The sequence below is a fragment of the Comamonas sp. Z3 genome (genome assembly GCF_008121565.1).
Taxonomy (GTDB): domain Bacteria; phylum Pseudomonadota; class Gammaproteobacteria; order Burkholderiales; family Burkholderiaceae_C; genus Comamonas; species Comamonas brasiliensis.
The window spans coordinates 1-25,446 of the sequence record NZ_VOQU01000013.1 but is presented as its reverse complement, the minus strand read 5'-3'; the positions used below and the strand labels follow the sequence as shown (position 1 = coordinate 25,446).

Below are 25,446 nucleotides of genomic sequence, written 5' to 3'. Positions count from 1 at the left end.
AAGTCTCGGGGAGCAAATCAGTCCGCCAAAAGCTCAGAGGCCATTGGCGGTCATGATGCGCCGGGCAGTGTCGCCTTGCATAAAGGCCTGAAACCGGCTCTGCGACTCGGTAAGTGCACGATCCCTGACGGTGCCGAGCGATATTTCTATGGGGTCGTAGCAACTCTGGGGCAGTTCGAGCATGGGGCCTGCGCGACCGGCAAGCGCCAACGCCTCGGTCTTGTTCACAAACCCTGCATCGACCTCGCCGGAGCTTAAGTAGCTCCCCACCTGAGGCACACCTTCAACCTCGAGCAGCTTGGACGACAGCGCATCGGCGAGGTGAAGTCGCTTCACGCAAGCATCGGCTGCGCCGCCAAATACCGTCCGGGTGCGATGAGGAAGTGCAACCCGGCCGAAGGCTGCGTCTTTCAGATCCTCAGGGCTGCTTAGCGACTTGCCCTTGCGGGCTACCAGAACCAGCCGGCCTGTCCCGAGACGGTCGAAGCGGCTGAAAAGTCCGGTGGGCTCCAGCAGACTCTTGTCACCAATCAGAAAGGCGACTTCCCGGTTCTGCCGAGCCTGGGTCTCGATCTGCTTGATATGCCCGAAGGCAGCCTGCGCTTCAACTCCCGTTTGCTTGCGAAACGCCTCAATCAGTTCAAGCACCGGCTTGCGATAGCCTCCCATCGCGGCAACCAGTACGGTCTCGGCGGCCCTTGCGGGCGTGCTGGCAAGCAGCGTGGCCACGCAGGCCAGCCCCAGAAGGTTGCGAGCGAAGACGCGTCGCGAAAAATGGAGCCCTCGATTTCGATTCAGATCAAGGGGGCCGGCGTTATCGGTAATAGCAATCGACATTCAGAACTTCGGTAGAAGATGGCATCTGTGTTGCAACGCACACGTTATATTCGACGGAATATAACACTAGGAAACAAGAGATCACCGCCTATGACCGACACCATCACCCTACGCCCCATTGGCATCATCCATAGCCCTTTTCAAAGCACGCAGGGCATGCCGATACAGACCGTGGCGGCGGCCGATGCGGAAGGCGAGCTGGAGATCCTCGAAGAATTCACCGCAGGATTGCGTGATATCGAAGGCTTTGAATTTCTCATCCTGCTCACCCATCTGCACCAGGCCGTGGAGAAGCTGGAAGTCGTGCCGTTTATGGATACCGTGAGCCACGGGGTGTTTGCCACGCGCGCTCCGGCCCGGCCCAACCGGATTGGTCTGTCCATCGTGAAGCTGGTGCACTTGAATGAGCGCATATTGCGCTTTCGCGGCAACGACATGCTGGACGGCACCCCCGTGATAGACATCAAGCCTTACGTTCCCCAGCTGGATGTGCGCCAGACGGAGCGCATTGGCTGGTTTGGTCATGGCCTGCAACGTCTACCTGCCACGGTCTCGGATGACCGCATGTCCTGATCCGGTTGGGAGCCTGCAATCCGCTGCTGACTCCCGTCGTGACGCCTAATCTGCCGCGTCGAGGGTCAAGCGATTCGCCGCAGCCGGCGACATTCGGATTCGCTTCTGCAATTCGCTGCGCCTGGCTGCACGAAACGAACGAGAGCAGCAAGGGGCCGCTGAGGTGGGGCCCTGGCATCTGGGGTCACTCGCAGAGCAATTGGCTCGACTGCGAGAAAACATGAACAGCCCAACGAGCATCAGGATATAGACCCCTGGCGGAGGGGCATTGGCGAATGGGCTGCATCGAGTGCCTGAACCCATGGCAAGTCAGACATTCGTCGCAGGGACTTCTCTCCCCATCCTCATACGCCCCGCATTCATCAACAACATACCCAGAATGGAAGCCGCGCCGCCCTCCAGCAACGATCTGGTGACGGGCTCCTGCAGCCAGAGGCTGGACCACAGCATGCCAAACAGTGGCACCAGTGCCATATATGCGGCAGCCACTCCGGCACCCAGCTGTTGTACGCCTTTCAGATACCAGACGTATGCCAGCGCCGTGGCCCCCAGCGCCAGTGCCACCAGGCTGTACCAGGCTGGCGCAGTCGCTTTCAACAGGCCGGCCCATGCAGAGCCCCCCTCCTGCACGAAACTCGCCACCAACAGCAGCACCGCCCCCATGCAGGCAGTCACCGATGTCGCGGTGAGCGCATCCACGCTGGTCAGCACGACGCGTCCAATCAAGGTGTACGCGACCCAGCAAGCAGCGCAGCCCAGCAGCAGCCACTCTCCGGCACCAGAAGAAGACATCAGAGCGGCTGGAGCACCATCACTGAGCGCATACAAAGTGCCCATCACGGCCAAACCCAGGCCCAGGCACATGACGGTGTTCGCGCGTTCACGAAACAGCAGCACCGCAAAAAGCATGGTCAACACCGGATTAAGCGCCACCACCGTAGCCGCCTTGCCTGCAAGCACTGTCTTGAGTGCCAGCAAAAAGAACACCGAGTAGCCCAGCACCCCTACGGCGCAAGCACAGGCCAGGCCCGCCCATTGGCTCCCCCCAAGGGTGCGCAATGCACTCATGCGGCCGCTGCGATACAGCCACAACACCAGCAACAGGCTGGCCAGCCAGAAGCGCAGGCTGGCTGCAGCCAGCGGGGGCATGGCCTGGGCGACGATGCGCCCCCATGGCCAGGAAGCGCCCCACAGGGCAGCCATGGCAATCAGTCCCATATGGGTTGAGGTTCGTGAGGGGTTCATGCCAGCTACTATCTGCTAATCGGAACTCATCGTCGAATGAGCAAAAACTCATGACATTCACGCAACTCGAAGTCTTTGCCGCACTCGCCCGGATGGGCAGTTTCTCGCGCGCAGCGGCCGTACTCGGTATTTCTCAAAGTGGCGTCAGCCATGCCATCAAACAGCTGGAAACAGCGCTGGGCGTCACGCTTGTCAAGCGGGAAGGCGCTGCCGCAACATTGACCGAGGTGGGCGCCCGGCTACTGATCCGTGCCAACGACGTCCTCCAGCAGAAAGAGGCCTTGCAGCAGGAAGCCGATGCAGAACACGGCATTGCCCGGGGCCGCTTGCGCATTGCGTCCTTTGGTGCCACTTCGTCGCTGCAGCTGCTGCCAAAGCTACTGGCACGCTTTCAGAATGAGCACCCCTTGGTCGAGGTGCACATTGAGGAAGCCACCGACAGCGTGGTCGTTCAATGGCTGCTGGAGCGGCGCGTGGAACTGGGCTTTGTCACCTTGCCCGATGAGCGCTTCGACACCCTGACCCTGGCCAAAGACGAACTGGTGGCAGTGATGCCTGCTACGCATTTCCTGGCGTCCCGATCCGCCATCGGCGCCATGGACCTGCATGGACAGCCCTTTATCCGAACCAGCGCTGGCTCAGGCCCCCACATCGATGCATTTCTGGCCAGCCACGGGGCCGAACCCAGAACGCTATTCAGGTTTGAGCAGCTCACCTCCATGATGGGCTTTGTCGCACAAGGCAGTGCCGTCACTATTGCCGCGCGTCTGGCTCTGCCTGTCCCACCTGCAGGTGTGGTCTATCGCCCGCTGAAGCCTCGTTGCCGCCGTGAAATAGCATTGGCCGCATTGCGCTTTGACAAACTCTCGCCGGCTGCCCTCGCCTTCGTCGAACTGGCCCGCAAAAGCCGAAGCAGCCTGAAGCCCGAATAGTCGTATCCGACCAGGCTTTGCCTGACAGTGGCTGAGCCCGCTGCGGTCTTGAGCAAGCATGAATCAGCAACGGCTTTGCTGCTCCTCAAATCGCTGCAGGGCTCGTATCGGCGCCAGCCATGGCTTCCCGATCTGCTCACGCAATCGACAGCCCCGGAATGCCATGGTCGCGGCATGCCCATCAGGCATACTTTTTGGCGCCAGAGACACAGACCACCGCAAGCAAAGTCACGACAAGCATCGACCAGCTCACGGACTCGTTCAGCAGCAGAGCCGCAAGGCCCAGGCCCATAAAAGGCTGCAGCAGCTGCAGCTGGCCGACTGCCGCTATGCCGCCCTGGGCCAGGCCGCGATACCAGAACACAAAACCGATAAGCTGACTGAAGAGTGCCACATAGGCAAAGCTGAGCCAAGCGTGCATGCCGACATTCGCCAAGGCCGGCGGAGTCGTCCACAGCGCAATAGGCAGCATCACAGGCAAGGACAGGATGAGTGCCCAGCTGATGACCTGCCAGCCCCCTAGCTTGCGCGACAGACGAGCGCCCTCCGCATAGCCCATGCCGCAAACGACGACGGCGGCGAGCATCAGCAAATCACCGGTGAGGGATGCCTGCGCCCCTCCCATTGCCGCATAACCTGCAACCACCGCAGCGCCCGCTGCCGAGAAGACCCAGAACAGCGGCCGAGGACGCTCGCCACCGCGCAGCACGGCAAAGGCTGCGGTACACAGCGGCAACAAGCCGACAAATACGATGGAGTGCGCCGAAGTCACGTGCTGCAGCGCCAGCGCTGTAAACAATGGAAATCCGACGACCACGCCCGCCGCGGTAATTGCCAGTGATGGCAGATCGGCCAACGATGGTCGGCGCTCCCGTTGCAAAAGCAGCAGCAGCCAGGCCAAAAGCGCTGCAACTGCAGCGCGTGCGCATGTCAGAAATGTGGGATTCAAATCTGCGACGGCCACGCGAGTGGCAGGCAACGATCCGGCAAAGATGGCGACGCCAATCATCCCGTTGACCCATCCGCCAGTACTTTTCTCCATTCAAGGCTCCTCAATCGAGCCTTGAGTACATCATGATGCCTGTGCGTCAACCATGCACAAAACAGCACAGTTTAAAGAAACTGTATTCAATAAAAACCAGTACAGAACGTAAGCCTAGTCCTGAATCCGGCCCAGAGCCGGGCGCTTCAATGCTCGAGCCAGGACGGAAAAAACACGCTCGTCGGAGCACTGTGAAACGTTGAAGCGCAGAAAATCTCCGGCCGACTGGGACTGGCTAAAGGAATTGCCTGGTGCAAGCACCACGCCCTCGTGAAGACAGGTGCGCGCAAGCGCTGCGGCATCGATGCCTTGCGGCAGCCGGCACCAAAGAAACATGCCTGCCTGCGGTATCAGGGCGGGCCTGACCCCCATCTTCTGCAAACGACCGGCCACCTTTTCCATCTCCTGCGACAGCCGCTGACGCACGGTTTCCATGTGCTTTCTGTAACCGCCATCCGTCAGCGTCTTCAGAATAAGTGCCTCCGCCAAACGGCCTCCACCGAAGCTCGTGGCAATTTTGAGGTCGACCAGCGCATCAATCCACTCGGGCCTGGCAGCCACGAATCCGCAACGTATGGATGCCGACACCGTCTTTGAAAAGCTGCCGATGTGGATGACGCGTGCAAGCCCGTCAAATGCAGCCAGTCTGGGCGCGTGGGTGCTCTCGAAATCCGCAAAGATGTCGTCCTCCACGATCACCAGCTCGGAGCTGTCAACGAGCTTGAGGAGTCTGTGGGCAACGAGTGGAGACAGGGCTGCTCCCGTCGGGTTGTGAATCCCCGAATTGGTGATGTATAGCCTCGGTGAATGCTCTTGAAGAGCCTTTTCGAACAAGGGCAGATCCGGCCCCTGGGCCGTGTAAGGCACTCCAATCGCCTGAACCTGATGGGCTTTGAGCAGGGCATGGAAATTGAAATAGCAGGGATCATCAACCAGAACCTTGTCCCCGGGCTTCAGCAGAAAACGGAAAATCAAGTCGATTGCTTGCGTTCCTGATTCCGTCAGCATCACCTGCTCGGGTGACGCATCGATACCCGTGGCAGCCATGCGACGGACCAGAAGCTGGCGCAAGGCCGGGTTCCCGAGAGGTGTCGAATACTCCGTCAGCTCCGACAGCGAGCCTCGCGCCTGTGCCCGCAGTGCTCGCCTTAGCCCGTCCTCGAACATCCATGTGGGCGGCAGCCAGCCACAACCGGGCCGCAGCGATGCAGGGTCGCTCTCCAACGACTGACGCGACACCCACAAGGGGTCGACAACACGGTCGAGCCTGGGCCCCAACTTCATCAAGGCAAGCGGCGCCACGGGCCCGTTGACATAGAAACCGGCACCGGGGCGCGATACGACAGTGCCTTCTGCCGCCAGTCGCTCATACGCTTCCACCACGGTGGAAACCGACATTTTCAGCAGCCGGGCCTGCTGCCGGATCGAGGGCAGCCGCGTTCCGGGCAAGATGCTTCGAGAAGCAATGCCCGCCCGAATATGCGACATGACCTGGTTGATGAGAGTACCGCTGCGCGCCATCAGAATGTCCACCGTGTTGGCAAGCACTCCACTACAGTGTGGAGCAATTGTGATTGATTGTGCCCCATGACTTGCCTGCAGAACCTCCAGACTCCCGCAAGGACAACGCACCCACTTTGCCGAAAGCGATGGGGCTGTCCGGCAGGAGCCGACTCAAGGCAGGCTCTGCACCTGTTCGTCACCCATAGATTGGCAGTGCGGGACGCCAGTCATTTGCCACGCCTGTGCCTGCCAGAAGATCACCGAACAATTGGTTCACGAGCCGGAGCAAAGACCTGCCTGATGCACAAGGCGCAGGCCCTGCACCGAATGCCAACAAAGCGCTCTCGACATTGGAAGTATCAAGCGTTGTCAACGCCATCCAACCGCTCTTTGCCGCCACCGGAAATCCACCTGCGAACGGCAGCCTTGAAGCAGTTGGCAGCGGTCAAGTCGCCCGCTGCGCTCCTCAGGTACCGACACCGCAAGCAGGCCATGCTAGTTCAGGCTGCGCAGTCACGGCAGCGGCCATACAGCGTGATTTCATGGCTGTCGACCAGAAATCCCGCTGGCGCCAAGCTCGCCAGATTGCCGGGGCAGGCATGCACATCGAACACCCGCTGGCAGACCGTGCATTGGAAATGATGATGGTGGCCGTGCCCTGCCACCTCATACATGGGGGTGCGCTCGGGCAGGTGCACCTCATGAAGGAATCCCTCTTCGGCCATCGCCTTGAGTGCCCGGTACACGGTTGCAATGCCGAGCCCGGGTAAGCTTGCCTGCGCCAACTCCAGCACCTCCTGTGGCGCAAGCGGCCTGTCGGCCTCTGCCATGGCCTGCTCAATGGCCGCGCGCTGCTTGGTGGATCGTTGCTTGGAGGTGTTCATCGTGGCGAGGCGGGGTCAATAGCGACAGGAGGCCGTATTGTGCCGTGGCTCGATCCTAGAGGTACTTGAGCCAGGTAATGTCGCGCCGGCGCTGCTTGAGTGCGGCAAACCAGCTTGCTGCGGGATACAGAGCCACGGCCAGCAGCGCTGCGATCACCCACAGCCAAAGCAGGCTGCTCAGTCCGAACAACTGTCCCTGGTTGGCCCCCCAGAACGCCACCGCCGCCAGGTACATGAACTTGAGCACGTACAGGTGCAGCACATAAAAGAACATGGGTGCGGCCCCCAAGGTGGCCAGCATTTGCAGCCCGGTGCGGCCTGCGGCGTTCTCGAAGGCGCATAGCAGCAGCAAGCCGATACCGAGCGTCAACATCAGGAACAACAGCGAGGGCGGATACTTGGTGACGTTGAACCAGGACATCAGTGTCTGCAGCGCATTCGTACCGGCCAGCCAGGGCGCATCACCATAGACATTGAGCGTGCGCAGCATCGCAAAGCCCAGCAGGGAGGCAATGCCTGCCATCAGCAGACAACGGCTGCGCTGCGCCGAATCACAGGCTTTGCCAAACCACGGACCGATGCCGTAGCCCAGAGCAATCACGCCGATCCAGGGCAGCAGAGGATAGGACGTGCGCAGTTGCACTCCAGCCAGCTCCAGCCAGCCACGGTCATGTAGGATCGCCCAGGGCATATGCATCACGTGGCCCGCAGGAAAATGCAGACCATCGAGCAGGTTGTGCCCCGCAATCAGCACCAGCCCCAGCAGCAGCAATGCCTTGCGTGGCAGCCATACCAGCACCGACAGGGCCAGCATGGAGAGACCGATCGCCCAGATCACCTGCAGAAAGATCTTGGCGGGAGGAAATTGGAAGGTCCAGGCAAAGTTGACGACCGTCACCTCCAGCAGCACCAAGAACAGGCCGCGCCGCCACAAAAAGCCGGATGCGGTGCGCGCCTGAGCAGCCCCGGCATGCCGGCTGGCATACAGATACGCCCCCAGGCCCGTCAAAAACACGAATACCGGCGCACACAAATGGGCCAGCATGCGCGGGAAAAACAGGCCGGGCGGAGTGTCAGCCACGACCATGGGGTCGGGAACCTGCAGATGCAGATAAAAGGTTTCACGGACATGGTCGAGCAACATGAACAGCATGACCAGACCACGCAGCGCATCGATCGATTGCAGACGGCCAGCACTTGCTGATGGAGAAGACAGAGAGGACAAGTTGTTGGCTTTATTGATATCGAATTATCAATATCATAACAATTCATACCCGGTGTCTGGCGCAGACATGCTCGATTTCACCTCCGCTTCCAATGCGCAGGTCGAGGACCCGGTCGACAGCCCGAGCCTTGGACAGCTCTCCCAAGCTTCACATGAGACGCTGCATATGAACGGTCTGCCATAGCGGGTCTTCTTCGCGCTCGATCACCGCAAAGCCCTGTCTTTGCCAGAACTCAAGAGCTCCCTGCAGGAATGGATGGGTGTGCAGATAAAGCACTTGCACCTGCTGGGCCAGAGCATGGTGCATCAGCACATCCAGCATCGCCTGCCCCACGCCTGAGCGCCGGAATTGCGGCGCGACAAACAGGCGCACGACCTCGACCACCTTCTGCGGTCCGAAATCCAGTTGCGCAAATCTGCCGTCATAGTCCCGGCAGGCAATCGTGGCCTGCACGCTTTGGTCAGCATCGAGAGCCGCCAGCATGCAGCCGCTGCCCGACAGATAGGTCTCTTCGAAATGGCGAAGATCCTCGGGAATTTCCAGTGAAGCGATGCGCCCTCCGAACATGGAAACACGTGCGCTTTGCAGAAAGCTGTGAACCTGATGCAATTCACGAACGCGCTGGATGGAAATGTCTTGCAAGCGGGGCATGGAGAGGCAATCCGAGCTCATTCGTCGTCTTGGCTTGGGACTGTTGCTACAAAATCAGCTACATTACCGCAACTTTGGTTTCACAAGAACATGCGTGCGCTGCGGCGAATGCATGAGGGAATCCAGTGGTCAGGCACCTTCGGGGCCGGCCCGTGAAATGGAACTGCCCCCGCAACTGTAGGCAATGAGCCAGCCATCACACAGCCACTGAACATCTGTTTGGGAAGGCGATGAGCCAGCGATGATTTGCCAGTCAGGAGACCTGCCAGAGCACCAACAATTCATTGCCGGCGGGGTGTCCGGGAAGTGAGCATTTCATCGCTCCGCTAACGTGCTGCCACTCAAGGCAAAGTTCAGGCGCGTGTCCTGCTATGTCTTCCAAGGTGCTTTTCGCCGCTTCTGGAAAGATATTCCGATGCTGCTTCGAAGCCTTGCCAGCACTGCCCTGCTCGCTACCGCATTTTCCGCTCATGCAACCGACTTTCCTGTGCAACTGCAAAACTGCGGCTACACCCTCACTCTCGACAAGGCGCCCACCTCGGTGGTCACCATAGGTCAGGCAGGCACTGAAATGCTTTATGCCCTCGGCCTGGGCGACAAGGTTGTCGGAACAGCGCTCTGGTTCAACCCGGTACAGCCCCGCTTCAAGGCTGTCAACGACAAGGTGCCACGCCTGTCCGACAACATTCCCAGCTTCGAGTCGGTCCTCGGCAAGCGCCCCGCCTTGGTGGTTTCGCAGTTTGAATGGATGGTGGGCAAGGATGGCGTGGTGGGCACGCGCGAGCAATTCCATGATCTGCGCATCGCCACCTATGCCATGCCTGCCGACTGCGAAGGCAAGAACAATCTTGTGGGATCGGACGGCACGCGTACTGCCAGCTACGACGTGAAAGCCCTGTACAAAGGCATTCGCCAGCTGGCCCAGGCTTTTGATGTCGAGGCCCGCGGCGAAAGCCTGGTCAAAGCGCTGAGCGATCGCCAGACCCAGGCCGTGGCCAAGGTCAAATCCTCCGGGCTCCAGAACCTGTCTGCCGCACTGTGGTTCTCCAGCGCAGACCTGGCCGCCGACCCCTATATGGCCGGCAAGAACGGCGTGGCCGGCTACATGATGCAAGCTCTGGGCTTGCGCAACGTCATCACATCCGCAGAGGAGTGGCCGACCGTGGGCTGGGAGACGATTGCCAGGGCCAATCCCTCGATTTTGATCGTTGCCCGCATGGACCGTCGCCGCTTCCCCGCAGACGACTACCAGAAAAAGCTGGACTTCCTCAAGAAGGATCCCGTCACCCAGCACATGGATGCCGTCAAGAACGGCCGCATCGTGATCGTCGACGCCGATGCCCTGCAGGGATCCATCCGCCAGGTGGACGGCATGGAGCAGATTGCCAATGCGGTGCTGACGATCGAAGGCCTCTCCAAATAAGCCAGGCATCAACGAAGTCCGCATGCCGGCGCACCTTGCCCCGGCCGCTGAGCCATGAATACCTACACGCCGAGCCTTTCCAGACCGCATCTACCGGCCGGCCGGTTGCTGCGCGCCGCCCTGCTCGGGGCCGCAGCAGCGGCCTTGCTGCTGCTGGCCGTCGTGTCCGGCATAGCGATTGGCGAGACCGATATCTCCGCCCGCATCGTATACGAGGTGCTCGCAAATCAAATGCTGGGCACCAGCTACGTCATAGACCCCATCAATGCGGGCATTGTCTGGAATTACCGCCTGAGCAGAGCCCTGGTCGCAGCCAGCTGCGGGGCCGGGCTGGCCGTCTGCGGCGTTGTTCTGCAGTCCCTGCTGCGCAATGCCTTGGCCGAGCCCTACCTGCTGGGCATTTCAGCAGGCGCTTCCACGGGGGCCGTGCTGGTTTCGGTCGCCGGCCTGGGTGCGGGCTTGGTATCGATGAGCACCGGGGCTTTCCTCGGAGCGGTTTGCGCATTTGCCCTGGTGGCCTTGCTGGCCCATGCCGCTGGCAATGGCGGCCTGCGTAACGGCGGGCAAATCGTGCTGGCCGGCATTGCCGGCTCGCAGCTGTTCAATGCGCTGACCTCGTTAATCATCACCAAGTCCGGCAGTGCCGAGCAGGCGCGCGGCATCATGTTCTGGCTGCTCGGCAACCTGAGCGGCGTGCGCTGGCCCGATACGGTTTTGACGGCATCGGTGACTATGGCAGGAGTGCTGGTGTGTCTGATGCATGCCCGCTCTCTGGACGCGTTCACCTTCGGCAGCGAATCGGCCGCCGCGCTGGGAGTGCCCGTGCGCCGCGTGCAGCTGACCCTGCTGCTGGCAGCTGCCTTGATGACAGCCGTCATGGTTTCCGTGGTCGGAGCGATTGGCTTCGTGGGCTTGGTGATTCCTCATGCGGCCCGTCTGCTGGTTGGCGTGCGCCATGGGCGCCTGATCCCGGCCAGCGCCTTGATCGGAGCCATCTTCCTGATTGCCGCCGATGTGGTTTCACGCACCCTGATCAACGGACAGGTTCTGCCCATTGGCGTCATCACCGCCCTGGTCGGCGCGCCGGTGTTTGCCGGCATTTTGCTCAGAGGCCGAAGAGGTCATGCATGACGCCTGACCCCCTCGCCAAGCCGGACATTGTCGCGCTTGAAGCATGCGATATCAGCTGGAAGGCGCGTGGCACAGCCATTGTCCAGCAGGTCTGCCTGCAAGTGCAGCCGGGTGAAATGCTGGGACTCATAGGGCCGAACGGCTCGGGTAAATCCAGCCTGCTGCGACTGCTATCCGGTGTGCTCAAGCCCAGCTCGGGCGAGGTGCTGCTGGGGGGACAGGCACTGCGGCGCCTGCCAAGGCGTGCCGTGGCGCGCCGGCTGGCCTTGGTGGCGCAGGACGCCGACACCCTCGATGCCATCACCGTGGCCGAGGCCGTGGAGCTCGGGCGAACGCCCTGGCTGTCCGCGTTGGCTCCTTTGTCGACCTCCGACCAGAACATCGTCAAAGATGCGCTGCGCGATGTCGGCCTGCTATCCAAGGCAGGCAGCCGCTGGAACACCTTGTCGGGCGGCGAGCGCCAGAGAGCACATATTGCACGGGCTCTGGCGCAACAGCCCCAGTTGATGCTGCTCGACGAACCCTGCAACCACCTCGATATCCACCAACAACTTTCGCTGATGCAGCTGATCCGGAAGCTTCCCATCACCAAGGTGATCGCGCTGCACGACCTCAACCAAGCCATGGCCTGCGACCGTCTGGCCGTCATGCATCAGGGCCGCCTGGTTCAGCTGGGCAAGCCCCTGGAGGTGCTGAGTCCGGATTTGCTGCAGCAAGTCTTTCAGGTTCAGGTGCGCGCCTTGCTGGATCCGGAAGACGGCAGCCACGTGCTGCGCTTTCAAGCGATGGCCAGTCACTAAAACCGAAAGTTCCCCATGCCTGCTCCCAGCGCCATCCGTATTGCCGCCTTGCTTGCCTGCAGTTTGTCAGGGCACTTCGCCACAGCAGAAACCATCGAAATCAAGATGCTCAACCGAGGTCCTCACGGAGCCATGGCGTACGAGCCCGAGTTCGTCAGGATCGCAGCAGGCGACAGCGTCAAATTCCTCGCGACCAGCAGCGGGCACGATGCGGTATCCATCGCGGGGATGGCGCCGGCAGGCGCGACGCTCTTCAGAGGCAAGACCAATCAGGAAATCACGGTCACCATGACCGCGCCAGGTCTTTACGGCGTCAAGTGCCAGCCCCACTATGCAATGGGCATGGTGATGCTGATCCAGGTCGGCGACAGCCCCTTGTCCCAGCTATCAGTACCGGATGACGTGCCTGAACAGGCGAGGCAGCGCTTCCAGGACATCGCTGCACGCGCCCAGACCGCAGCCCGAACATCCAGAGAGCCACACCATGGCCAATGAAATCCGGCCCATCGGGCCTGCAGCCGCCACTGAAAAGATCCATTCGATGAGAGTCCGTGTTTGTCGTCTTTGGGCACTGCGCACCGTCATGCTATGCGCCAGTGGTGGCGCTGTTGCCGGGGCACAAGATGACGCCAAAGGCTTTGTCGAGGGCGCTGCACTCCATATGCAAAACCGCATGCTGCTTGAACAGCTCGACTACCAGAAAGGAAGCAGCTTTCGTGCGGCCAGCGGACAAAGAGGTCAGACACTGGCCCGAGAATCGGCTTACGGCCTGATGCTCAATTACGAATCGGGCTACACGCAGGGCGTTCTCGGCCTGGGGCTCGATGCACATGCCTATGGCGCCGTCAATCTGGGGACACAGGCCGAGCATGCACGGGCAACGCCTCGCTACGTGGCCAAGGATGGGCAAGAGATTGCGGATAGCTTCGGTCGTGCCGGCGCTGCACTGAAAGCCCGAATCTCTTCCACGGAACTGAAAGTGGGCGAGATGCGGACCAAGACACCGATCTTCAGTTCGTCCGATACCCGATTGCTGCCTGAAAGCAATCGGGGCTGGCAAGTCATCAGCAGAGACATCCCCACACTCACGCTGCAGGCCGGGCGATTTACCGGCTGGGCCGACCGCAATGCGCGCAAGAACGGTGCCGACCTGCTGGGCAACTATTCGGGCGTAACCAGCGGCTCCTTCAGCTTTGTAGGCGCAGCATGGGACACTCCCGTTCCACATCTGACGCTGAGCAGCTACTACGGACAATACGCGGATAACTGGAACACCGCGTACCTGGGAAGTTTTTACAAGCTTCCTCTGTCAGACAAGCGTGCGCTGTCGTTCAACCTGAACCTCTATCGCAGCACCGATACCGGCAGGGCCAGGTCTGGCGAGATTGACACCACCACCTGGAGCCTGATGAGCAGCTACGTCGCAGGCGCTCACAGATTCGGCCTCGGCTACCAGAAGGTCAACGGCAACAATCCGTTTGACTATGTGAACCGCGGCTCCATCTGGTTGGAGAACGCCATGCAGCTGTCCGACTTCAACGGCCCGCGCGAAGCGTCCTGGCAACTCAAATACGATGTGGACCTGGGTTCCATCGCCACCCCGGGGTTGAGCGCGGGCGTTGCCTACACCAGAGGCTCCGGAATCGACAATAGCCGCCTCAATGCCGTGTATGCCAGCTACCTCGGCTATTCGGGAACCCAGGGCAAGCACTGGGAACGCGACCTTCTGCTCAGATACACGGTGCAGCATGGGGCGGCGAAGCATCTGAATTTGCAGCTGCGCTACGGCGTGCATCGCACCAACAAGGCCCAAGGCGAGGCCAATATGAATCAGCTTCGACTGCAGGCGGAATTGCCGCTCAAGATCCTGTAGACCTGGACAAGTCCGGCAATCCAGCGATTCGTTGGGACTGCGTTTTCGGGCCAGCAAAAAGCCCCGGCACTGGGGCCGAGGCTTTGGAATTGGCGCCAGGGGTCAAGCCATCTTTCAGTGCTACAACCAGAACCCAGCGCTACGCATCTTGCCTTTGAAATGTGACAGCCAGATGGCAAAAGTCTCAACCCGTTAGCGGCAACCTGCACAAGCCGCCCTCTTGCAGGGCACCCACAATATTGATCGCCGCCGGCCTGACTCTGGCTGTCTGGCCTTCTGCCGCGTTCCCGTCTGTGGTCCTCTCTCTTGCCGGCCTGCATGCCTTGGTCTCGGCGTTCATGGCCGACTCTTTGGCCGCCGCTTCCTCAACCCTTAGTCCTCGACGTCAAAGGGTTATTTGTGAACGATTCTCAATTGCGTTTATGATTAATCCCATGGTGCAGCAAATCGCTGTACCGCCTCTTCATCGTGGGGCGCTGACAAGCAGGGGCTTGCAGCGTTTTAGCTAGCCAGCGGCCCTCTCCTATTAGCCAAGCCTTTTTTCCACGATCGAGCCTCTCAGCTCTGCAGCAAGCGCTGCTGCGGCCTTGCAGTCCTTGCATGACAACTTCCACCTGGATGCCAAGAGCGCTTTAACCTCCACACCATCACCCTGCGCAGCCTATCAGCCGCGCGATGCGCAAGGGCCGGCCACCCGGCGACCATCTCTGCCAGCACCGCGACTCATTACGATTTGCGCATAAAAGAGCAATGCTTTATAATATCTGCGTTGCTGCGCGGCACTTGCCCTGCGCAGCATCTCTCAGGCAGATCTCACGTTGCCCACGCTCGGCTACATACAGCCGGAGCATTCCCTGGCAAGAAGCATGAGCCACCCGCAAGCGGGCTGGCTTATTTGATCCCGACTCGTCAGAGCCGGATTCCTTCATTTTTCATTGGACGGCATGCCCTGCCCAGGGTTGGTGCCGCCCGTTGACTCGATATGCACACAGAACAAATCACAGAGCGTGTCGGCAACTACATTGTGACTGCCCTCACCCAAATGACTCACTCCGGCAAGGTTGCTGCAGCGGTTTCCATCCGTCGCGGAACCTATGACCGGATTTTCAGATTTATCCGCCAGTTCGACACCCCGGACATGGCCAGCAAATATGCACTCGCCGAAGGGCGCAGTATGGTGCTGGACAACCAGTTGAACTGACCTTTTTGTTGAAAGGAAATGTTTTGGCCAAAGAAGAATTGATTGAAATGCAAGGCAGAGTGGACGAAGTTTTGCCGGACGCCCGTTTTCGTGTAACGCTGGACAACGGCCACCAGCTGATTGCCTACTCCGGCGGCAAGATGCGCAAGCACCGCATTCGCGTGCTGGCAGGCGACAAGGTAACGCTGGAGATGTCTCCCTACGATCTGAACAAGGGTCGCCTGACCTTCCGTCACATCGAGCGCTCCAACAACAGCCATCCCGCGCCGCAGCAGCGCCGCCACTAAGCATCAGCAGTGGATCTGGTGGACGGCCCCCGACCACCAGCTTCGGCGCTGCGCAAGCGCCCGCTCAGCAGCATCGTGCCAACATCAGGGCTCTGGCACCGGAATTCGCTTGAGGCAGGCTCGCGCCACTTGGCGCCAGATGCTGCATCACCTCCGGAGTCGGCAGTCAGCCTTGACCGACATCCCTTAGGCATGCGGAAGCCGGAGCAGCAAGGCTGCAACCGGCCTCACCCCAACTATCCCTCCAAGAACTCTGCGCCCCATGGCATGGCTGCTACCGCCCTGCTGATGGTGCCGCACTGTCAGGCAGGCCATCATCGAACTGGCCTTGCAGGCATCCCGGCGCCGCGGCCCGGGAGGAATGCCTGGACCCGGAAGCCATGGCATTCACGGCTTCGTGTCTACCGTAGTCCACGTCAAAACAGCCCTCGAAGAAAAGCTACTTAATACATAGCTTCTTCCGCTTTCCAATTCTCCATTTCAGATGGAAAATAGTCTGAAATTCCTGTATTTATTGCGTAAGGCGCTCATATTTTTTATGAGCATGGAACAACAACCCACGCACAAGGCACAGCCACAGTGCGAATTGCGCTCATGAATTGATACAGTCTCCTCGGTGCATTGCGCTTATGCTCGCAGCGTTTTGAACACCGATGCAGCCATGGCTCCGGCCTTGGACTGCCCCATCCAGAATGAAGAAAACCCTTGCTCTCGTTTCCATCTGCCTGCCCATGGCGCTGATTGCCACACCTCTGACCAGCCTGGCACATGACCGCCATCATCACCATCACCACAAGCGCGAGCACAAGGAAGAGTACTGGGATGGCCAATGCAAGGTGGAGCGCAAGTGGAAGAGCAACGGCGAGTACAAGGAAAAGCGCAAGTGCAGGAGCCGTCCCGCGGCCTACCATGCACCCCAGCCCGTGTACATGGCCCCGCCCCAGCCGGTCTATGTCGCGCCGCAACCGCAAGGGCTGGTGATTGATTCGCGCATCGTGCTCCGGCCCTGAGCCGCTATCCGTCCAGCAGGCTGACGGCCTCTGCCGCAATCAGATCCCAGACCAGATGCGCGACGGGCGATAGTTCACGCTGCTGGCGCTTGACCAGCATGATGCTGCGCTGCACCCGGGGCACCAGGGGACGGCTGACCAGGACCGCACTGCCCGCCGCCGCGGCAGTGGCGGCCTGAGCAGCCCAGGCCGAAGGAATGGCGAGACGCGGCACCACGCTCAGACCCAGACCCTGCTGCACCATGCTGTAGATGGTGGTCGTATGCCCCACTTCCTGGACCACCGATGCCGCCGCGCCATGGGCCTGCAGCGCGGCATCGATCAGGCGGCGACTGCCCGATGCATGGTCCAGCAGCACCAGGGATTCGCCCGCCAGCCGTGCCCAGTTCACCTCTTTCTTGCGCGCCAGGTCATGCGAGGAAAGACAGACCAGACAAAAGGGCTCGGCCAGAATGCTCTGCGCATGCAGATCCTGTTTCTCGGAAGGGTCGATCACCACGCCAAAATCCACCTCGCCGCTGCGCACGCTGAGCAGCACATCGCTTTGAATGCGATCGAGCAACTGGATATTGACGCCCGGCGACTGCTGCCTGCCGCGTGCAATGCATTGCGGCATCAGGTGGGCGGAAAGCGTGGGACTGCTGGCCACCTTGACCCGGCCCTTGCGCTGTGTCGCCAGGCCCTGCACCTCCAGCAGACAGGCATCCAGATCCTCCAGCACGCGAGAGAGATTGCCCAGCAGCAGACGCCCGGCCTCGGTCAGCTCCACCTCACGCGTGGTGCGATGCAGCAGCAGCAAACCCATGGCTTGCTCCAGATCCGTCACATTGCGGCTGACGGCAGGCTGCGTCAAGGCCAGGGCGTCGGCGGCGCGGCTGAAACTGCTGCTTTGGGCCACTGCCACAAAGGCACGCAGTTGACGCAGACTGATATTCATATCGAAAAATTATAGGTCTATCGAATAAATCCATTTCTCTTTTAAATGGATTGCGTGTCCAATACGCAGCCATCGCGCACCGACCCGGTGCCTTGCATGGATGGCTTCAGCTCAAGAATATGTCTCGCCCCCGCTTTCTCCCCGATAACTTCACGCTGGCACTGATTGCCACCGTCATCCTCGCCAGCTTTCTGCCCGCATCGGGCCAGGTGGCTGAATATGTGGAACTTGTCACCACCGGCATCGTCAGCCTGCTGTTCTTTCTGCACGGCGCCAAGCTCTCGCGCCAGGCCATCTTGGCGGGCATAGGCCACTGGCGCCTGCATGTCTGGATCTTCATCGCCACCTTTGTGCTGTTCCCCGTGCTGGGGCTGGCACTGCGCCCGGTGCTTTCGCCCCTGGTCACCACCGAGATGTATATCGGCGTGCTGTTTCTCTGCACCCTGCCCGCCACCGTGCAATCGGCGATTGCCTTCACCTCCATGGCGCGCGGCAATGTGCCTGCGGCCGTGTGCAGCGCATCGGCCTCCACCTTGCTGGGCATTCTGGTCACGCCGATTCTGGTGAGTCTGGTCCTGCACAAGAATGCGGAAGGCGGCGATGCATTGCATGCCATTGGAAAGATTGCCATGACGCTGCTGCTGCCCTTTGTCATCGGCCATCTGATGCGCCCCGTGATCGGCGGCTTCCTGCAGCGTCGCGCTTCCATCATCAAGCTGGTGGACCAGGGCTCCATCCTGTTTGTGGTCTATGCCGCCTTCAGCGCCGCAGTCATCAGCGGCCTGTGGAAGCAGACGCCGATTCCCTCACTGCTGGGCTTGATCGTGCTGTGCTCCATCCTGCTGGCCGCCGTGCTCTTCATCACCACCTGGGGCGCACGTCGCCTGGGCTTCAGCAAGGAAGACGAGATCACGCTGGTCTTCTGCGGCTCCAAGAAAAGCATGGTCAGCGGTATTCCCATGGCCAATGTGCTCTTTCCTGCCGCATCCGTGGGCGCGATCGTGCTGCCGCTGATGCTGTTCCACCAGATCCAGCTCATGGTCTGTGCGGTGCTGGCGCAGCGCTATGCCAGGCGGGTCCAGATTGCCGATCAGACCACGACCCATTAGGATCCCATGACCCACCAAAAAGGGGCGCCTCATGCGCCCCTTTTTGGTGGGTTGGAGAATTCGCCGTTTCAGACGGCCAGCGTCAACGCGTTTTGCCGATGCAGCAGTTGCGCGGTCTCCGCATTGACGGAGTCGCTCACCATCACCTGGATTCCCAGTGCTGTCGCGGTCTCGGCGATGGCTTGCAGCAGATGCAGGGCACCCGGGCTCTGGGCGGCCTGCTCCGAGAACTCGCTGCCCAGCTTCACATAGCGCAGCGGCAAGGTGTGGAGCTTGGTCAGGCCCATGGGCTGCTGATCCAGACGGCGCAACCCCACGCCGACACCGGCCAATGCCATGGCCCGGCAGAATTCGGCCACCTCATCGGGATAGGCCGTCAGTCCATGCGCATCCAGCTCCAGACAGAGCAGGGACAGGCGATGCTCCCACTTCTGTGCACTCAGCTCTTCACGCAGACGGCCCAGGAAGTCGGGCTGGGCCAGCGAGGGCAAGGAGATTCGAATGACCAGCTCGCAATCGTTCTGCTCAAGCCACGCAGCCCCAAGGGCCACCGCTCGCAAATCGAACTCTGCCGACAGGCCCAGGCGCACGGCAACCGGCAGGAACAGAGAACCCATCAAGGTCTCGCCGGAAGCAGTGCGCAGCGAGAGCGACGCTTCGCCGCGCTCCTGCATCCCGTTGCTGCCCTTGAATTGCAGCGGCTGAACGGACAGGGAAAGCGCATCCTGCGCCTCCAGGGCCGCAATCAGCATCTGACGCCACAAGGTTTCTCCGGCCAGATCGGAAACCACCTCATCATCGCCGTAGGCCACATATTCCACTTCGGCCTGTCCCGAGCTCTCGGCACGCATCAGACCGTAGTCCAGCCGTGCAAGCACACCGGTTACCGAGCTCGATGCCGAGTAATCGGTCAGGGCAAAGCTCCAGCGGCACCACTGACCACTGCTCAGGGTCACACGCATGGACAACAGCACCTGACGGATCTGCTGCACCAGTGACATGGCCTGAGGCCCCGCCAGGGCCGGCATGAGCACCACAAAGTCCGAGCCATTGAGGCGGGCCAGCTGAGCCTTGCAGTCAGCATGACTCTTCAACACCTGATTGACCTGCTCACCCATCGCCGCGAGCCAGGCATCGGCGCTGGCTCGCGACATCTGGGCATTCAGGGCCAGCAGATCGCGCTGGCGAAACAGCATCACATGGCCATGCGCTGCCAGACCATCGGCACCGCTGAGCGCGCGACGCAGCTCGTTGACGAAATACTTGCGGTTAGGCAGCTGGGTGACCGGATCACGATTGACCTCGATCTCCAGCGATTCGATACGTGCCATTTGCTCCAGCGCCGTTGCCTGCACCCGCTCACGGGTATCCGCAATAGCGCTGAGCACCGGTACCAGCTCGGCCACTGCAGCCCTGGCAGGCTGCGCCGATTCCGCCTCATCCGGCTGGCGGCCAATCGCCTGAACCTGTGCCGAGATTTCCTGCTGCAAGACCTTGCGGAACCAACGAAACAGCAAGACGACAAAGAAAGCCCAGGCCAACCCGGCCAGCACAACCACTCCAGCCAGACGCACGCTGCTGCCCCAGAGCGCCTGGCTGGCATAGCTGTCGTCCACAACCAGCGTCAGCTGCCCGACCTGCTTCCAGCCATCGCTGATCACACGCTCGGCCTTGGGCGAGCGCAGCGGCAGCATCTCGACAAACCACCGCGGAGCAGCACTTTGCCTGGGCTTCGCTGCGGCGGCAGAACTCTCGGTCGTGCCGTTGTCGCGCCGGCGCTCGAACAAGGTCTCGCCCTGGGGCGAGGCCAGTCGAATCAGCTTGAACTGTCCGCCGTCGAACAAGGCCATCATCAGCAGCTCCTGAGTGACCGAGTCCTGATTGGCCGGCTGCGACAGTGACAAGGCCAGCGACGATGCCGCGTTCTCGCTTTCGGACTGCAACTGTCCATCCAGATACTGGCGCGCGGCACCAATGCTGAACGCCAGGGTGCCGATCAAGATGGCCACAATGGCCACCGTCACTCTGATCAAAAGTTGTTTCAACAACGACATCTTGCTGCCTTATCTGTGTCGACCATTCAATAGGGCTTCGCTGCCTGCACCGCGGAACATGGCATTCATGGCAAAAAACCTTCCTGCTTCATGCGCGCCAACAAATCGCGCCAACGCGTAATTCGATCCACTGACGTTGTCTGTGCACCCGCGACATAGACACCCTGGGCATTGAAGCTGAACACGGGAGTCAAGTCCTTGCGCTGGCTGGCCGGCATGATGTTGTCCAGCAAGCTGTCCAGCACCAGCGGCTCGGCAGCAGGTGTCTCGTAATAGCCCAGCACCATATGCGCAATGCTCTGCGTACTGCCCACGCCACCCAGGCGCGCGCGTACATAGATCAGGCGCAGTTTCTCTACCGCCACTCCCAGGCGCAGCAGCGAGAAATACTTGCCAATCACATAGTCCTCGCAGTCTCCCGCCCCCTTGCCCAGTGTTTCCAGCGGCGTGGCCCAATAGTCAGGCTGGGACCAGAGCATGCTGTCCTCCGATTGCAGCACCGCGCGGTTCCAGAACGTGTTGACGGTCGGCAGCTGCTGTTGCAACGGCCTGTCTTTCTGAGCCTGCAGCATCGCCAGCCACTGCCCCAGTCTCTGCACCCCGGCACTGCCATAGCGCGACTGCATGGTGCTCTGCAGCCGTTCGCTGTCGAAATCCAGCGCAACCGCTTCAAAGCCTTTTTGCAGCGCCCAGCCCCCGACAATCGCCGAGCCATACAAAAGCATGCCTCTGCGCGACAGACGCTGAGTTCTTTCCACGGGATGTGGAAACAGTAGGCTGGGCGAGGTGCTCAATCGAGTTGCAGGAAGAGCAAGCGTCCAAGACAGAATCTGCTTAGAACGCCTGTAGATATTGTGATAACCGCTATGAATCTTGATAGTTCCGAAAGAACACGACCAAGACTCGACGCTCACAAATGTAACCAATCATGCAAGCTCTGAAAACGACCTGGCGATCGCCACCGGGCAAGGCGGCAGAAGACTTGATAATTCAAGACTTCTGCCGGCCCTCTCCGGGGCCCTCTTATCAGCTGTGGTCGATCTTGAGCTTGCCCTGATCGATCAGCTCCTTGATCAAGGCATTCTGATCATGGCTCGCGCCCACCAGATCCACGCCCTCGACCAAGATCTTCTGGTTGAAGCCATTACCATTCGCATCGAGTGCGCCAGCCGTCGAAACCTTGATCACCGTATCGATGGTCTTGCCATCGGCTTCGGTACGGGTCTCAAGGTGCAGGAACTTGCTCAGATCACTCGAAGCCTCTTCGCCTTGCAGCAGATCGCCCAGATCAAGTGCGTCGTTACCCGAGGCACCGAAGTTCTTCACTACATCGGTGACTGGACGCGACACCGTACCCGCATCGCCCTGGTGCCAGATGAACAAGTCGTCTTCGGCAGTGCCCAGCAGCGAGTCGCCGGACGAGGTGCTGTGCACTTCATGGCTGCCGGTATCGCTAGCCATGCGGGAAGCAGCCAGTGTCGTGGCGCCCGGTCCGGTCGCGTCGATGCTAATGTCCAGGCTTGCCGTATCGGTATCGCCATCGGCCTGGGTCAGCTTGTAGTCGAAGTGTTCGACCTTGCCTGCTCCGGCTGCGCTCGCGGTCGGCGTGTAGGTGTATGAGCCGTCGGCCTTGATCAGCAACGTGCCGTAGCTGCCGTTGATTGTCGTACCGCCCGATGCCGCATTAACCCAGGTCGAACCGTTGAACACCGACAGCGTCGATGTCTCTCCCAGCGTACCCAGTGTGTCATTGGACGTGACCGAGCCAGCTACGGCCGTGCTGCTCCAGACGATGGTGTCCGGGTTGGGAACGTTGGCCGTGAAGTCATCGAACGTCACCGCAGCATCCATGCTGTTGCTATTTCCCTCATGCACGGTCAAGAGAATGCGATAGGTCGCGTCCGCTTCAAGTGCCGTCGTGGTGTAGGTGCCCGTTCCGGTAATGACGCCGGAGTTGGCTTGCCCGGACACAGCGGACCAAGTTACCCCGCCATCGGTGCTCTTGTAGAGCGTCCAGTTCACAGAATCACTGGAACTGCTCGCATTGCTGAAGCTGGTTACCTTGAACTGCAGCGTGGTCCCCGCCACGGTCGGGGTGTAGGTCGGTGTCACCGCCTTGGCATCACCGCTCGCCCGACCGTTATTGTCGGTCAGTACCAAGCCACCGCCGGTGGAGCTGCCATCCCATGTCGTGCCATTGACGGAACTGACCAGCCATTTGCCCTTGTCGCTGTTCAGCGTGTCCGTGCTCGACAACTCGGAGTTGCTCTTGTAGACGCGAGTGCTGCTTGAATTGTCAAGCTTCCACGCGTTGGCTTCACCACTGGTGAAAGTCGCCAGCGCAGTAATCGACGGTGCGGTAGCCACGCTCTTCGATGTCAATGTTGCGCTGTTCGTATCGTCGACTGCATCCGGCTTGCTGGTGAAGCTCGCGCTCCCGTCCGCCGTACTGCTGCCGTCGGCAACTACTGCAACGACCTTGATCTCATTGACCTGCACATTCTCAGGAACGGTCATATTCAGACCGGTGATGGTGACAGCCTTGGTAATGGGATCAATGCTCACCGAGTAACTGCCGTTGCTGACCAATGGCAAGGACCAGTGAGTCGCATCAATCTGGGTTCCAGCGGACAGCGTGACGCCCTTTGGTACTTCCACAGTCACCTTCGTGACCGCCTCGGAGTAGTCCACATCCTGAGGAGTAGCCGTGATCGTGAGCGGATAAGTCGTTGCCGTCGTGTAAGTTACCTTGTTGATCAGATAGTCATCATCCACACGCGGTGCGTCAAAGACGATCTGACTGATCGTGTTTCCTGCGGGCACACTCAGTTTGAACTGCGTATCCACCTTGTCGGTGCCGCCCTTGACGAATCCATAAAGACCGCTGGCCGCATTGACAGTGCCGTCTGCGTTGTATCCCAGAACAACGGGCTTTTTCGCCTCGTCAAACATTTGATAACGCGCCCACTCTCCCGAAGCCAACCAGGCAAACTGCACCGTGATGGCCGTCACAGGTACATTGAATTGAATAGCCAAAGATTCAGAACCTGACGAACTGCGTCCAATTTCAGTGGAATCGCCGGACGCGGCGCCAACCACACCAAAACCATCGTGATCCGTTCCGGTCACGACACTCACCGCCCCCTTCGAGCCATTGATGTTGTAAGCCGTCACGGTGTGGCCCGCATTTGAGCTGTTCACGCTGGTAGCAGTGATCGAAGTCGTAACCGGCGTCGATCCTGCACCCACATTCACCGTCACCAAGGGAGTATCCGCAACTGGCGTCACATCAATATCCAGCGTGCTGGTGACTCCTGTATTGGTGGTGTAGGTCACGGTCGGAACCTTGCCGCTCCAATCGCTGCTTGGCGTAAAGACATAACCGCCATTCGCAGCCAAAGAAATCGTTCCGACGACCTTGCCCGCATCCATCACGTTCACGGCACTAGCACCCACGCTGTAGGTCGAGCCGTTGACACTAAAGCTTGTAATGGCAAGAGCTCCACCCGAGACATAGCCCTCATCGTTGAGCAGCACATTCCCTGAAACAGCGTGATCCTCGGTCGTCGTGTTTTTATCAGGGAAAGCGTCGTTTACCCCGTTGATCTGGAAGGTGACATTGTTGCTGCGCTGGTCGCCGTCCTTGTCGGTAAGCGTATAGCCCATCGTCACGATGATGCTCTGACCGGTGGTCAGCGCCTGGGTGGCAGGCTTGCTGTTGTCCAGCTCGAACTTCCAGGTCCCGTCGGAGTTTTGCGTGAGCTTGCCATAGTCGCCGAGGTTGACCGTGGTGGCTCCCAGCTTGGCGCTGACGCTGCCCCAGCCGGTGGCTCCCGTGGTCGCCGCACCGTCGCCGCCAAAGCTATTGCTGTTGCCTGCTGCCGGTGCCACCGTGCCGCTCAGAGAAGTCTGCGCCGCATCTTCGGTCAGCGAGCCGGCATTGATGCTGGCCGCCACCGGGGTGTCGTCCACGATGGTGACCGTGACGGTGTTGGTGACGGTGTTGCCGTTGGCGTCCTTCGCGGTGTACGTGAAGCTATTGGTCTCTGCCTGGCCGGCCACGTCCGTGGTCGCCGAGGTCAGCGTGAAGGTGTAAGTGCCGTCCGCCTTGACCGTGTAGGTGCCGTTGGCCGTCGTGCCCGAGGCCGCCTGCGCCGTCCAGCCCGACTGAAGGCTCAGGCTGCCGCTGTAGACGTTGCCTTGCCCGGCGCTCGTGCCGCCGGCCAGGCCTGCTTCGGTGACCGATCCGCCCGTGGTGGTCACGGGGGTGCCGGTCACGTCGGCCACGTTGATCGTCAGGGTGGCGGTGCTCAGGTCACCGTCGCCGTCCTTGACGGTGTAGGTGAACACGTCTGCCTCGCCCTTGGTGACGGCATTGGGGTTGGAGGTGTAGCTGTAGCTTCCGTCCTTGTTCAGGCTCAGGGTGCCGTACTGGCCCACGATCGTGAAGCCGGTGGCGTTGGCTGTGCCCTGCACGCTGCTGCTGTTGCTCACGCCCACCACAGCGCCGCCCGCATTCCAGCCGTCGGCACCGGCCTTGTCGTTGGCCAGAACGCCTGCGGCGGCTGCCACGGTCAGGGTCGAGCCTTCGCTGACGTTGCCCGTGTCGGGCTTGGCTTCGGGAGCCGTGTCGGTGATGAGCACGACCAGGTTGTCGGACTTGCTCTGGTTGGCCGCATCGGTGACGGTGACCGTGAAGCTGTCCTTGACGGAGTCGTCGCCAGCGGT

General features: G+C 60.5%; 22 protein-coding genes and 1 riboswitch. Of the genes, 11 read left to right on the top strand and 11 right to left on the bottom strand.

Going from position 1 to position 25,446, the window contains the following annotated elements:
* Window positions 1–33: 33 nt before the first annotated feature.
* Complete coding sequence (gene modA / locus FSY59_RS26880) at window positions 34–837, bottom strand: molybdate ABC transporter substrate-binding protein (protein ID WP_019042108.1); 804 nt, start codon at window positions 835–837, stop codon at window positions 34–36.
* Between the two features lie 90 nt (window positions 838–927).
* Here modA and tsaA point away from each other — a divergent pair, with 90 nt between their 5' ends.
* Complete coding sequence (gene tsaA, locus FSY59_RS26875; RefSeq protein ID WP_043373834.1) at window positions 928–1,410, top strand: tRNA (N6-threonylcarbamoyladenosine(37)-N6)-methyltransferase TrmO; 483 nt, start codon at window positions 928–930, stop codon at window positions 1,408–1,410.
* 309 nt (window positions 1,411–1,719) lie between these two features.
* On the opposite strand, the gene FSY59_RS26870 is transcribed toward tsaA, so the two are convergent.
* A complete protein-coding gene (locus tag FSY59_RS26870) occupies window positions 1,720–2,655 on the bottom strand; it encodes a DMT family transporter (RefSeq protein WP_148730013.1) in 936 nt (311 codons plus the stop codon).
* Window positions 2,656–2,705: 50 nt separating this feature from the next.
* On the opposite strand from FSY59_RS26870, the gene FSY59_RS26865 reads away from it, so the two are divergent.
* The gene (locus FSY59_RS26865; RefSeq protein WP_148730012.1) at window positions 2,706–3,587 is read left to right on the top strand and encodes a LysR family transcriptional regulator; all 882 of its coding nucleotides are present in this window, start codon (window positions 2,706–2,708) and stop codon (window positions 3,585–3,587) included.
* Between the two features lie 181 nt (window positions 3,588–3,768).
* Here the strand turns inward: FSY59_RS26865 and FSY59_RS26860 are convergent, their stop codons facing one another.
* From FSY59_RS26860 to FSY59_RS26840, 5 genes are all read right to left on the bottom strand, one after another.
* Entirely contained in the window at window positions 3,769–4,629 is an 861-nt protein-coding gene (locus tag FSY59_RS26860) for a DMT family transporter (protein ID WP_003053617.1), read from the bottom strand.
* A gap of 114 nt (window positions 4,630–4,743) precedes the next feature.
* A complete protein-coding gene (locus FSY59_RS26855; RefSeq protein ID WP_029158298.1) occupies window positions 4,744–6,150 on the bottom strand; it encodes a PLP-dependent aminotransferase family protein in 1,407 nt (468 codons plus the stop codon).
* 482 nt (window positions 6,151–6,632) lie between these two features.
* Window positions 6,633–7,016, bottom strand: a complete 384-nt coding sequence (locus tag FSY59_RS26850) for a Fur family transcriptional regulator (protein ID WP_003053614.1) — start codon at window positions 7,014–7,016, stop codon at window positions 6,633–6,635.
* 55 nt (window positions 7,017–7,071) lie between these two features.
* The gene (locus FSY59_RS26845; protein ID WP_222864309.1) at window positions 7,072–8,241 is read right to left on the bottom strand and encodes a DUF1624 domain-containing protein; all 1,170 of its coding nucleotides are present in this window, start codon (window positions 8,239–8,241) and stop codon (window positions 7,072–7,074) included.
* A 148-nt stretch (window positions 8,242–8,389) separates the two neighbouring features.
* A complete protein-coding gene (locus FSY59_RS26840; protein ID WP_019042115.1) occupies window positions 8,390–8,893 on the bottom strand; it encodes a GNAT family N-acetyltransferase in 504 nt (167 codons plus the stop codon).
* Window positions 8,894–8,951: 58 nt separating this feature from the next.
* Window positions 8,952–9,178: riboswitch (cobalamin riboswitch) on the top strand.
* A gap of 202 nt (window positions 9,179–9,380) precedes the next feature.
* Between FSY59_RS26840 and FSY59_RS26835 the strand changes: the two genes are divergently transcribed.
* The 8 genes from FSY59_RS26835 to FSY59_RS26800 all read left to right on the top strand — a co-directional run bounded on the left by FSY59_RS26835 (window position 9,381) and on the right by FSY59_RS26800 (window position 16,618).
* Entirely contained in the window at window positions 9,381–10,316 is a 936-nt protein-coding gene (locus tag FSY59_RS26835; RefSeq protein WP_255439795.1) for an ABC transporter substrate-binding protein, read from the top strand.
* 54 nt (window positions 10,317–10,370) lie between these two features.
* Window positions 10,371–11,447: an iron ABC transporter permease gene (locus tag FSY59_RS26830; RefSeq protein WP_222864308.1), complete on the top strand. Its 1,077-nt coding sequence runs from the start codon at window positions 10,371–10,373 to the stop codon at window positions 11,445–11,447.
* On the top strand, window positions 11,444–12,247 hold the full coding sequence (locus tag FSY59_RS26825) for an ABC transporter ATP-binding protein (protein ID WP_148730010.1): 804 nt from the start codon (window positions 11,444–11,446) through the stop codon (window positions 12,245–12,247). The genes FSY59_RS26830 and FSY59_RS26825 overlap by 4 nt, the downstream gene beginning before the upstream one ends.
* A 15-nt stretch (window positions 12,248–12,262) precedes the next feature.
* Entirely contained in the window at window positions 12,263–12,742 is a 480-nt protein-coding gene (locus FSY59_RS26820) for a pseudoazurin (protein WP_148730009.1), read from the top strand.
* Complete coding sequence (locus FSY59_RS26815; protein ID WP_148730008.1) at window positions 12,732–14,120, top strand: OprD family outer membrane porin; 1,389 nt, start codon at window positions 12,732–12,734, stop codon at window positions 14,118–14,120. Before FSY59_RS26820 ends, FSY59_RS26815 begins: the two co-directional genes overlap by 11 nt.
* Before the next feature lie 982 nt (window positions 14,121–15,102).
* A complete protein-coding gene (locus FSY59_RS26810; RefSeq protein WP_003053604.1) occupies window positions 15,103–15,321 on the top strand; it encodes a hypothetical protein in 219 nt (72 codons plus the stop codon).
* A 23-nt stretch (window positions 15,322–15,344) separates the two neighbouring features.
* Entirely contained in the window at window positions 15,345–15,608 is a 264-nt protein-coding gene (gene infA, locus FSY59_RS26805; RefSeq protein ID WP_003053600.1) for a translation initiation factor IF-1, read from the top strand.
* A gap of 692 nt (window positions 15,609–16,300) precedes the next feature.
* On the top strand, window positions 16,301–16,618 hold the full coding sequence (locus tag FSY59_RS26800; protein WP_003053599.1) for a hypothetical protein: 318 nt from the start codon (window positions 16,301–16,303) through the stop codon (window positions 16,616–16,618).
* Between the two features lie 4 nt (window positions 16,619–16,622).
* Here FSY59_RS26800 and FSY59_RS26795 read toward each other — a convergent pair whose 3' ends face one another.
* Window positions 16,623–17,555, bottom strand: a complete 933-nt coding sequence (locus FSY59_RS26795) for a LysR family transcriptional regulator (protein WP_148730007.1) — start codon at window positions 17,553–17,555, stop codon at window positions 16,623–16,625.
* Window positions 17,556–17,674: 119 nt separating this feature from the next.
* On the opposite strand from FSY59_RS26795, the gene FSY59_RS26790 reads away from it, so the two are divergent.
* Window positions 17,675–18,664, top strand: coding sequence for a bile acid:sodium symporter family protein (locus FSY59_RS26790; protein WP_043373855.1), 990 nt, complete (start codon window positions 17,675–17,677; stop codon window positions 18,662–18,664).
* A gap of 68 nt (window positions 18,665–18,732) precedes the next feature.
* On the opposite strand, the gene FSY59_RS26785 is transcribed toward FSY59_RS26790, so the two are convergent.
* The 3 genes from FSY59_RS26785 to FSY59_RS26775 all read right to left on the bottom strand — a co-directional run.
* The gene (locus FSY59_RS26785) at window positions 18,733–20,718 is read right to left on the bottom strand and encodes a LapD/MoxY N-terminal periplasmic domain-containing protein (protein ID WP_255439793.1); all 1,986 of its coding nucleotides are present in this window, start codon (window positions 20,716–20,718) and stop codon (window positions 18,733–18,735) included.
* Between the two features lie 65 nt (window positions 20,719–20,783).
* Window positions 20,784–21,443 carry a transglutaminase-like cysteine peptidase gene (locus FSY59_RS26780; RefSeq protein WP_029158304.1) on the bottom strand — a complete coding sequence of 220 codons (660 nt, stop codon included), beginning with the start codon at window positions 21,441–21,443 and terminating at the stop codon, window positions 20,784–20,786.
* Window positions 21,444–21,744: 301 nt separating this feature from the next.
* The coding region (locus tag FSY59_RS26775) for an S-layer family protein (RefSeq protein ID WP_148730006.1) at window positions 21,745–25,446 on the bottom strand (3,702 nt) is incomplete at its 5' end.

Excerpts from the sequence above, each read along its gene's own strand:
- modA (WP_019042108.1), bottom strand. The coding sequence starts at position 837 with ATGTCGATTGCTATTACCGATAACGCCGGCCCCCTTGATCTGAATCGA.
- tsaA (WP_043373834.1), top strand. The coding sequence starts at position 928 with ATGACCGACACCATCACCCTACGCCCCATTGGCATCATCCATAGCCCT.
- FSY59_RS26870 (WP_148730013.1), bottom strand. The coding sequence starts at position 2,655 with ATGAACCCCTCACGAACCTCAACCCATATGGGACTGATTGCCATGGCT.
- FSY59_RS26865 (WP_148730012.1), top strand. The coding sequence starts at position 2,706 with ATGACATTCACGCAACTCGAAGTCTTTGCCGCACTCGCCCGGATGGGC.
- FSY59_RS26860 (WP_003053617.1), bottom strand. The coding sequence starts at position 4,629 with ATGGAGAAAAGTACTGGCGGATGGGTCAACGGGATGATTGGCGTCGCC.
- FSY59_RS26855 (WP_029158298.1), bottom strand. The coding sequence starts at position 6,150 with ATGGCGCGCAGCGGTACTCTCATCAACCAGGTCATGTCGCATATTCGG.
- FSY59_RS26850 (WP_003053614.1), bottom strand. The coding sequence starts at position 7,016 with ATGAACACCTCCAAGCAACGATCCACCAAGCAGCGCGCGGCCATTGAG.
- FSY59_RS26840 (WP_019042115.1), bottom strand. The coding sequence starts at position 8,893 with ATGCCCCGCTTGCAAGACATTTCCATCCAGCGCGTTCGTGAATTGCAT.
- FSY59_RS26830 (WP_222864308.1), top strand. The coding sequence starts at position 10,371 with ATGAATACCTACACGCCGAGCCTTTCCAGACCGCATCTACCGGCCGGC.
- FSY59_RS26825 (WP_148730010.1), top strand. The coding sequence starts at position 11,444 with ATGACGCCTGACCCCCTCGCCAAGCCGGACATTGTCGCGCTTGAAGCA.
- FSY59_RS26820 (WP_148730009.1), top strand. The coding sequence starts at position 12,263 with ATGCCTGCTCCCAGCGCCATCCGTATTGCCGCCTTGCTTGCCTGCAGT.
- FSY59_RS26815 (WP_148730008.1), top strand. The coding sequence starts at position 12,732 with ATGGCCAATGAAATCCGGCCCATCGGGCCTGCAGCCGCCACTGAAAAG.
- FSY59_RS26810 (WP_003053604.1), top strand. The coding sequence starts at position 15,103 with ATGCACACAGAACAAATCACAGAGCGTGTCGGCAACTACATTGTGACT.
- FSY59_RS26800 (WP_003053599.1), top strand. The coding sequence starts at position 16,301 with ATGAAGAAAACCCTTGCTCTCGTTTCCATCTGCCTGCCCATGGCGCTG.
- FSY59_RS26795 (WP_148730007.1), bottom strand. The coding sequence starts at position 17,555 with ATGAATATCAGTCTGCGTCAACTGCGTGCCTTTGTGGCAGTGGCCCAA.
- FSY59_RS26790 (WP_043373855.1), top strand. The coding sequence starts at position 17,675 with ATGTCTCGCCCCCGCTTTCTCCCCGATAACTTCACGCTGGCACTGATT.
- FSY59_RS26785 (WP_255439793.1), bottom strand. The coding sequence starts at position 20,718 with ATGTCGTTGTTGAAACAACTTTTGATCAGAGTGACGGTGGCCATTGTG.
- FSY59_RS26780 (WP_029158304.1), bottom strand. The coding sequence starts at position 21,443 with ATGCTTTTGTATGGCTCGGCGATTGTCGGGGGCTGGGCGCTGCAAAAA.